At 43.2% G+C, this 8,189-nt stretch carries 6 protein-coding genes and 1 tRNA gene; 2 read left to right on the top strand and 5 right to left on the bottom strand.

The features are described from left to right. Positions 1-546: 546 nt before the first annotated feature. Positions 547-1,056: a hypothetical protein gene (locus S2091_RS07440; RefSeq protein WP_105531164.1), complete on the bottom strand. Its 510-nt coding sequence runs from the start codon at positions 1,054-1,056 to the stop codon at positions 547-549. Positions 1,057-1,066: 10 nt separating this feature from the next. Next, positions 1,067-1,462 (bottom strand): hypothetical protein, encoded by a 396-nt coding sequence (locus S2091_RS07435; protein ID WP_105531163.1) that lies wholly within the window; start codon positions 1,460-1,462, stop codon positions 1,067-1,069. A 411-nt stretch (positions 1,463-1,873) separates the two neighbouring features. On the opposite strand from S2091_RS07435, the gene S2091_RS24005 reads away from it, so the two are divergent. Then, a tRNA-His gene (locus tag S2091_RS24005) sits at positions 1,874-1,946 on the top strand. A 566-nt stretch (positions 1,947-2,512) separates the two neighbouring features. On the opposite strand, the gene S2091_RS24000 is transcribed toward S2091_RS24005, so the two are convergent. After that, positions 2,513-2,674 (bottom strand): hypothetical protein, encoded by a 162-nt coding sequence (locus S2091_RS24000; protein WP_165794944.1) that lies wholly within the window; start codon positions 2,672-2,674, stop codon positions 2,513-2,515. 344 nt (positions 2,675-3,018) lie between these two features. On the opposite strand from S2091_RS24000, the gene S2091_RS07430 reads away from it, so the two are divergent. Continuing rightward, entirely contained in the window at positions 3,019-4,185 is a 1,167-nt protein-coding gene (locus tag S2091_RS07430) for a Fic family protein (protein ID WP_105531162.1), read from the top strand. A 252-nt stretch (positions 4,186-4,437) separates the two neighbouring features. Here the strand turns inward: S2091_RS07430 and S2091_RS07425 are convergent, their stop codons facing one another. Together S2091_RS07425 and S2091_RS07420 are read right to left on the bottom strand one after the other, a co-directional pair. Beyond that, complete coding sequence (locus S2091_RS07425) at positions 4,438-7,368, bottom strand: OspG family effector kinase (protein WP_105531161.1); 2,931 nt, start codon at positions 7,366-7,368, stop codon at positions 4,438-4,440. Positions 7,369-7,437: 69 nt separating this feature from the next. Further along, on the bottom strand, positions 7,438-8,097 hold the full coding sequence (locus S2091_RS07420) for a response regulator (RefSeq protein WP_105531160.1): 660 nt from the start codon (positions 8,095-8,097) through the stop codon (positions 7,438-7,440). Positions 8,098-8,189 lie beyond the last annotated feature (92 nt).

The following is an 8,189-nucleotide window of genomic DNA, read 5'->3' as shown; positions in this document are numbered from 1 at the left end:
CTGGTGTCCTTGAGTGACTTGATTATGATCAAAAATGATTTATTTTCTAAAGCTTCGGTGGGATTCCTACTATTTTCCGTACCACTTACCTGGAAAAACAGCGAAAATACCCGCTACACAGACAATATGTCCTGCGATTTTTTAGGATGTTTAGCGGTTTTACGAATTTTTGGGAAATATATTTACAGCGACGTCAGATCAGAATGCTCGGCAGACTGCAAACAGTTGATGATTGGGGATTTTGATGGGGGGGGGTGGCTAGCCTATGGCTAGGAATTGGACAGTGATCTTCAATAATATGGAATTAAAAATCATCGATAGTCAAAGGTACCTGCCGAGATCGTACTGTACCGTTAAGACCAAACCAACGAGCGACATAACTTTGATCGCCTAGATTGCTCAAACGCATCACTAAAAATTTGCTGCATTGGGATAAGATCGTTTCAGAAGTTTCCGAAGGCCTCCGACTCGGATGTAGCAACGAAATGCCGCATCGCACAAAATAACGCATCTCTATTGCTACATTTGTAGTAATTAATGACGATTTTATCCTTGTTTGCGGAACACCCGCATACCCATCCTTTCCAACAATTCGTCAAGTCCCAACATCCAATTAATCGCGTCAAAATAAGGCATTACGTCAATCTTCAGTTTTAGTACTTCCGAGAGAACGTTGAAATCTGCCATGATCATATGCTCAGTAGCGGCACGCGGATTGAGTTGCATTTTTTCGCACAATCGGTCAAGAGATGGCTGACAAATCGCTTTTCGAAATACTGGAGTTGGATGACGGATATCGTTGCCGCTCTTAAGGAGGTCAAACAGCACGAAATAGAAGCTCAACAACATGCCATGCATTGAGAACATTTCCGACGTTGCTTGCTTCGCTATCATATACCGATATTTAGTTAATGACAGAGAAGCCAAAGACGCGGCCGCCGCATGGGAGTCCGCTTCTGACTCTATCGCCCACCAAGCGTCTTGTTTGTTCACGCCAGGGACTTTTAGCGAATCGGGAACCTCATCGTCCCCGTAGATTTCCGCATATTTTACCAATCCGTGGCTCCTAAGGAAATCGAGGTGCCCACAAGTTACGTGATGAAGCTCGTGGTGAAAGGTGAACCACATCCAGTATTCGTATAGAAAATGTTTGAGCTCGGCTGGACTGGCAGTCGGGGGGTAATAAGTCAGCTAATCGCGGCGCCGACCAGTGCGCAAAACGGAGGATAGCACTGCTAAAGCGACGTCCGATCTTGATGCGGTAATGCCCCGATTTTAGAATCTGCGCTTCTGCCGCAATATCGTCAAAGGTGCAGTCAAATTCAAGGCTCGCGATATTTAGCTTACCACTTTTCAGAAGCAAATCGATCAAATTCCGTGCACGCGCTGTCAGGTCATCCTCAAGGGCTTGCAAATTGGCGATATCAACAGGGGCTGTGAGTAATTCTTCTTTGGTAATCATCTGGTCGAGAATGGTTAAAAAAAGGGGCTAATATATCAAGCGCATTTTGCATCAGAAATTCGGGACAATCGATGATGCCGTGTAAATATCATCAGAAAAATATTTTTCGAAATCTTTTACTTGAGACTGGCTTTGGCGACAATGCATGAGGCAGATAGCCATACAAAGGAACCAGCATTCGCTTTTTCACGAGTGGCAATAGGTGCTGCATTTGGGAGGAATGAGCAATAAAACGGGTTTTCTTGTGGTGGAAATTGATATTTATCAGCACAAGAAATTAATGAATTAAGCACCTCTTCGATACAAAGATAAGGGACGAAATTCAGGTGTTTTTTTAGGAATATACCCAAAAATAACTGATATTTATGGGGCTAGAAAATATCACTGTATTCCTAAATTGTTTCGCAACACGTTGATTTTAATTAAATAACATACAGGATTGTGATTCCTGTTGTCGTGGGTTCGAGCCCCATCGATCACCCCAATAAATTCAAAGACTTAGCCCACTTTTTAGTGGGCTTTTTCTTTTTCTAGGAATATTTTATCTAGAAAGTACTCTACTCGTCGCATCAAACTCCTCGATAACACGTCTGTCATAAGTCTTGTCGATCATTCTTTCGCTGCCATGCCCTGTTGCGCCTTTGATATTTACATCGCCACGTTCTGCGAGTAATCACCGCTTTAGGGCGCATATTAGCTAAGCTAAAACGTTCAAACTAAGTACTTCATCAATCGTGGCTTTTAATCTCGGCGACCATTTAATCAATTTACTTTTACTTAGCTGCGTTGCCCGACGCTTCCCTAATCCAATTTCAAGCCCCCTCCTTAATGCTTTGACGAGTTAATGATCGCATTTCCTCCGACCTACTTGCCGTCAAGTAAGCGACATAAAAACAAAGAGGCATAATTAGGTAACTACCACCACGAACTCTAGCTTCGGCTATGGCGAAATATAAATCATTGGACTCAATAAATTAGCAGTTGGCTTCGTTGGATTTTATTTAATATTACGACAATGACTAATTCAAGATCCCCATGTATCCATCCATACTAAAGAACGGCAAACAGCAACGTCACTTCTTTATTGGCTTCAGCAAATGCGCCAGCGTCTGCGCAAATAGAGGAATGGCTATAAACGTGTTTAAGTTTAATTGCCGTTGGCGCTAGCTTCCCAAATACCTTATGTGGCCTTGGCTTTTTTACGAAAGTCACCCGGCTCCCATTGAGTTTCGTTGAGCGCAATTGGCTAGACGAAATTAATCACTGTATATTTAAGTTAGCCCACCATGACCACATAATTGAAAGTGAGAAATTTGGTTAATTAATAAAAATTTAATATGTAACGCAATCTTTCCTTTGGGTGATTCATAAAGCTCGAATAGTCAGCAGAGTAACAACGAGAAATTACATGGGTTGTTTGCCATATTTTGAGGAGTATCGGTTAGAGCACCTTCTGTTTTCTGAGACGATTCCAAACTATACTAAGAAAATATCTTATTTTAAATTAATTGATAAGTTAAAATAACGATCAATCTTAATTTAACTTACCCCAAAAAATGCATCGCGGAAAAACAGGCACTTATACATCAACCATTGCCGGCGGCGTCGCTTGTCAGGCTTTTGTGCCCATGCCATTACCGCCACAACCTGCTTTGGAGATCAGCGGTAAGCTACAAACGCGGCTCAACAATGCACTAATTGCTCTTGGCCGCTTGGATGCCATCAGTACTTTATTGCCCGATGCAAAACTATTTTTGTATAGTTATGTGCGAAAGGAAGCGGTGATGTCTTCGCAGATTGAAGGCACCCAATCGTCGCTGAGCGATCTCATGCTCTACGAGATGGAAGGACAACCCGGCGTGCCCATGGATGATGTGCGAGAAGTCTCATGCTACGTAAATGCACTCACATTGGGTGTGGAGCGCATACGTCAGGGGCATCCCATCAGTTTCAGATTACTTACTGAAATTCATCAGGTACTCATGACATCTGGTCGAGGTATTCAACGCGGACCCGGTGAATTTCGCCGCAATCAGGTCTGGATAGGTGGTCATCGCGCTGATGAAGCTACTTTTGTGCCGCCACCGGCGAATCAGATCGCCGATTGCTGGGCATCTTTAGAACAATTTATCAATGATCTGCCTGAAATAACTCCACCGGTGATTAAGGCTGCGTTGGTGCATGTGCAGTTTGAAACCATTCATCCATTTATGGATGGTAATGGCCGTATTGGCCGCTTACTTATTCCGTTGATTCTAGTTGAGGCTGGCATACTCAACGAACCACTGTTGTACTTGTCGCTCTTTTTTAAACAGTACCGCGACACGTATTACCGTCTGTTGCAGGAGGTGCGCATGACGGGTGATTGGGAAGCCTGGCTTTTATTTTTTGTGGATGCCATCGCCGCGACCGCTAATCAAGCAGTTAGCACGGCGCAGCAATTGATGCATCTACTTGCAGCCGATAAACTACGACTCGCACAAACCGGCAGGTTGTCTGGTTCCGCTACACAAGTTCTTGATGCATTATTTGCGCATCCAATATCTAATATTTCCAAACTTACCGACGCTACTGGTCTCACTGCAGCAACGATCGGTAAGGCGCTGGATATGATGCAAGAACAACTTGGCATCGTACATGAACTCACTGGTCAAAAACGTAATCGAGTGTATGCCTACAGTGCCTACATCGCTATTTTAAATCAAGATACAACGCAGCCATAATGCATGTGAAAAACTCTTTTCAGTCCTCGCCAACCGATTCAGTTTTGCTGTAATAATAAAGTGTAAAGGTACCAATCAGTCAACTGGCGTAACATAAATAGCGAGGAACCAGCTTGCCATCATGACGGTATATTTGAACACCAAAAATACCAGTGAATCGATCAGGGAAATATTATTTCCTACAATTGAATCAACGATCATCTCGTACACAAACCATGATCGGATAGGGTGCCATGTCGACGCTGGATAAAATTAACGAATCCTTACGTCCACATTATTACGGATAAGAGTAATACAATTTACTGCTGCATTTTGCATATTATCAAAAAGTTCGTCTGTAGATAACGAACGGGAGTAATCATTAGAGTCAACACCAAAGTCTATAGGATTAAATTTTTTTGCATCCTTATCCCAAAGAATGTTATCGGGTTTTAAATCTGGATGATAAATATTTTTTTGTGCCAAAGTAGATAACATCTCATCAAACTTCTGAATTGCATCTGACGGTAAAGTGCCGACTTTACTCAATGGTTCTCCTGGCACCTTCTTCATTCTCATAATCACATTTTCACTATTATGAAAAAGTTCCGATGAACCTTTTCCGTAATACCTGGAAAAAGCTTCACTGGCATCGCTAACCGCGCTCAACTCATTTTCAGAGTGGTATATTTTTATTAAATAACCATCACTTCCATCTGGATAGACATCGCCCTCCACTCCTGAGCCTAGAGGAGCATCATGGAAATAACGTAATGTCTTTTGATTTCCAGAGCTATCCAGTACATTTATTCTATTTAGCCCGGGTACTTTGTAGCGGGCTGCCCATTCGGGTATCTGCTGCCACTCAAGATAATGTATGGCAAACTCAAGGTCGTTATAAAGGCTATTTGGCGGTAAATTATATTGCGATAGTAACTCGGTGGCCCACGCTCTGGTCTCAGCGTTATCAATCCCACCCTTAGCTTGAATAAGGAAGTCTTCCGGCATAAAACGTCGCCCGCCAAATCCATTTGTTTTAATGTTACTTATTCTTTCAGCGAGACTCTCAGGGTGAAATTTATCACCTTTAAACCTGATATACAGATTGCTGCCATCCTGTCTTTTTATATACTTGCGGTTGATATTGTTAGGGTGAGAAATAAATGTATTCACCTCGACATAATTATTTTTCACTTTTAAATATGCCTGATCATTTGCATCCCATCTCAATCCTTGATGATCAGGGGCTGAGAGCTTACGGGCATCTACATCCTTTGCATATAGTTCTGGCGTAATGGCTTTTTTAAGTTGTCCGGCTACATGAACAGAAGTTGGGCGTTCAAATAGCCAGCGATCCCCGCTCCATTCTATCGGATGCCCTTTTTGGTTGATATTTTTTACATCATAAACCTCATAAGTAACGCCGTGTCCTTTGACAGTATTCGTCCTGACAGGAGCCAAAACCCCGTTCATTTCAGCAACCTCATAAAGTGACTGACTCTCGGAAATGCCCCTATCTTTATATCTCACTTCAAATACTTTCCCATTTCCGTAATAATCTGGCCTGAGATTATCAATTGCACGGTAACTTTTATCTGCTTCCGGGGCGACTTTAATCCTGTCAATAATTTTCTGCTGCTTTGTCCTGAATACGGGATGTTCATTATGTACTTTCAGGTGCCATGACTTAGATAATGGCTCCATATATACCGGAATATATTCTTTAACGCCTGCTTCTTTATGAACCACTACTTCATAATGCTGATTACGGTTCACGTGCAATTCGTGTTTTTGTTGATGCAGAATAATAAAATTTTTCCCCTCTATCATTTCCACATTCAACGGCATTGCATCAAATTTGTCTGCATAGCGCCAGTTCATTGTGCTTTCATCGACAATGACCCGCCTTTCCAGTAATTCAGGTCTGGCAGCATGCGGAAGCCAAGTCACAAATTCGCCATTACCCTTAGATTTAAGAAAAATCTTTCCGCCGCCGTCCGAATTACCAGCAGTGGTCTTTACTTCCATCAGTAATTCGCGCTGCACACCGGTATGCCGGTTGCGGGAATAGTAAGCCGCGCGTTCAGGTAGAGGAGCTGAATTCATCAACTCCATAGGTTTTTTACTAAAGCCCTTATTTCGCGAAGGAAAACTCAGCCCACCCACATCAATAGCTGTTGCCACCTCTGCGAAGCTGATATGGTCCTGTCTCGTTGCACATATTTCGTCACCATTTTGCTGGTAATGCTGTTTTCTAATATTGTTGGCAATCAGTGCGCTGATAAACGGTTTTATACCAATTGTTAATATATCCGCCGCAAAATTTAATCCGATTGCCACACCCCGCTGTTCTGGCGATGGATTTTTTATGTTTTTATTAGAATCATAAATCATACGGAAGGGATTCTCAGCCCGTTGCGCCATAAGGAGAAGAACCTCACCTTTAATGTTTCCACCATTATCCAGGAGTTCTGTTTCGAAGGCGCAATGCGTTTCGATATGCTCTCCAATACGTCGATTTTTATCGTCTATTGACTCCCGTTTTGTTCTCGGCACTCCTTCTTGCTGCCCCTGCTCTGGAGCCATAACCAGCGCGGAATTTACAGCTCGTTGCTTCAGAAAGAATTCAAACTGCTCACCGCCATCTTCTGTTAACTGACCGGTGGTGACTAGAAAATCTTTTAATGATTTAATCATCAAACCTTTAGTCGATTCATCTTTAACGATATAAATATGATTCTTTTCATTCCACTCGACTACTCCGGCTGGAGTTGTAGCCGGAGCAGCTTCCGCAAAATAAGAAGCACCACCTGTAGGCGTGGATAGCGTGCGATTAAACGGGAGGAGCATACTTTCCCCAAGCACGGGGACGGAACCACAACCTAACGGGGAAAGATTCATCCCTACCACTGGGAATAAAGAACCATCAATCGCCGATGATATATTTTCTGCCGGACGAACCTGACTAAGTAGCGATATAACCTGTAAAACCATGTTGGCGCTGGCTTGCCGGGCATTTATTGTCCGAGGGAATTCTGGCGAATTTCTTACATCCCTTATCTGGGATGCAAATCGCGAAATCTCATCGGGCATATTCTCTGGGCCAGGCTGTCCTGTCGCTTTTATCTGCCTGCTGGCGCCCGAATGAACCTGATTTTGATAAATTTCTGTTGCTGCTCTGTGATGAGATGCACTGACTGGCATGATTCCATTTCCTCATAGTTTGGGAGTTGTAACTATAAAAAAAGCACTCAAAAAAATACGAGATAACTATCAAGAAGAAGACAACATACGATCAACTTCAAGAGCGTATTTAAACAAATAGGCATCGCTGCTAACCCCGATTTTTTTCATGGCGTTGCTCTTTTGCGTGCTGACGGTTTGCTTGCTTCGATGAAGTTGCTGCGCAATGTCATTAATCTTCATGCCGGAGAGATACAGGCGTAAGACTTCCGACTCTCGCTTCGAGAGATTCACGGTCTTGTTGTCACCGACTGGAAATTTGTCCAGCGTTTGCAAGATGGCATTAATAGTCGGCGAGAAGTACCTCCCTCCAGATTTGGCAATGTGAATAGCCGGAATCAGGTGGCTGCAGTCGTCGGATTTACTAATGATGCAGCGCACACCCAATCCAATCAGCGTGCGCAGTACACCGGGATTATCCATCATGGTAATGACAACGATCTTGATATTAGGATAGCGCCGGAGAATGAATTCGAATAATGGAAGACCATCGCCGAACTCGCCCCCAGGCATCGCATAATCAGTCACAAGAACATCGGCAATGCCTTTGTCCAGGAGTTGAATAATTTGTGTTGAATTGCGCGCCGAATCCATAATGTCGATGGTGCTCACGGAGATCGCATTCTTGATGCCTGTGACGATGACAGGATGGTCATCAGCAATGATGACTCTGATTTTATAAGGTTGCATCCCATTACCTTTCTACGCTTTAAATTAAATGCGTGAAGCAAACAAATAGCGTTGTTGGTCGTAAATTACCTGGTACGCGGGAGTGACAATTC

Source organism: Solimicrobium silvestre, from assembly GCF_002976435.1.
Classification (GTDB): Bacteria; Pseudomonadota; Gammaproteobacteria; order Burkholderiales; family Burkholderiaceae_D; genus Solimicrobium; species Solimicrobium silvestre.
This window is presented reverse-complemented; position numbering and strand designations above follow the sequence as displayed.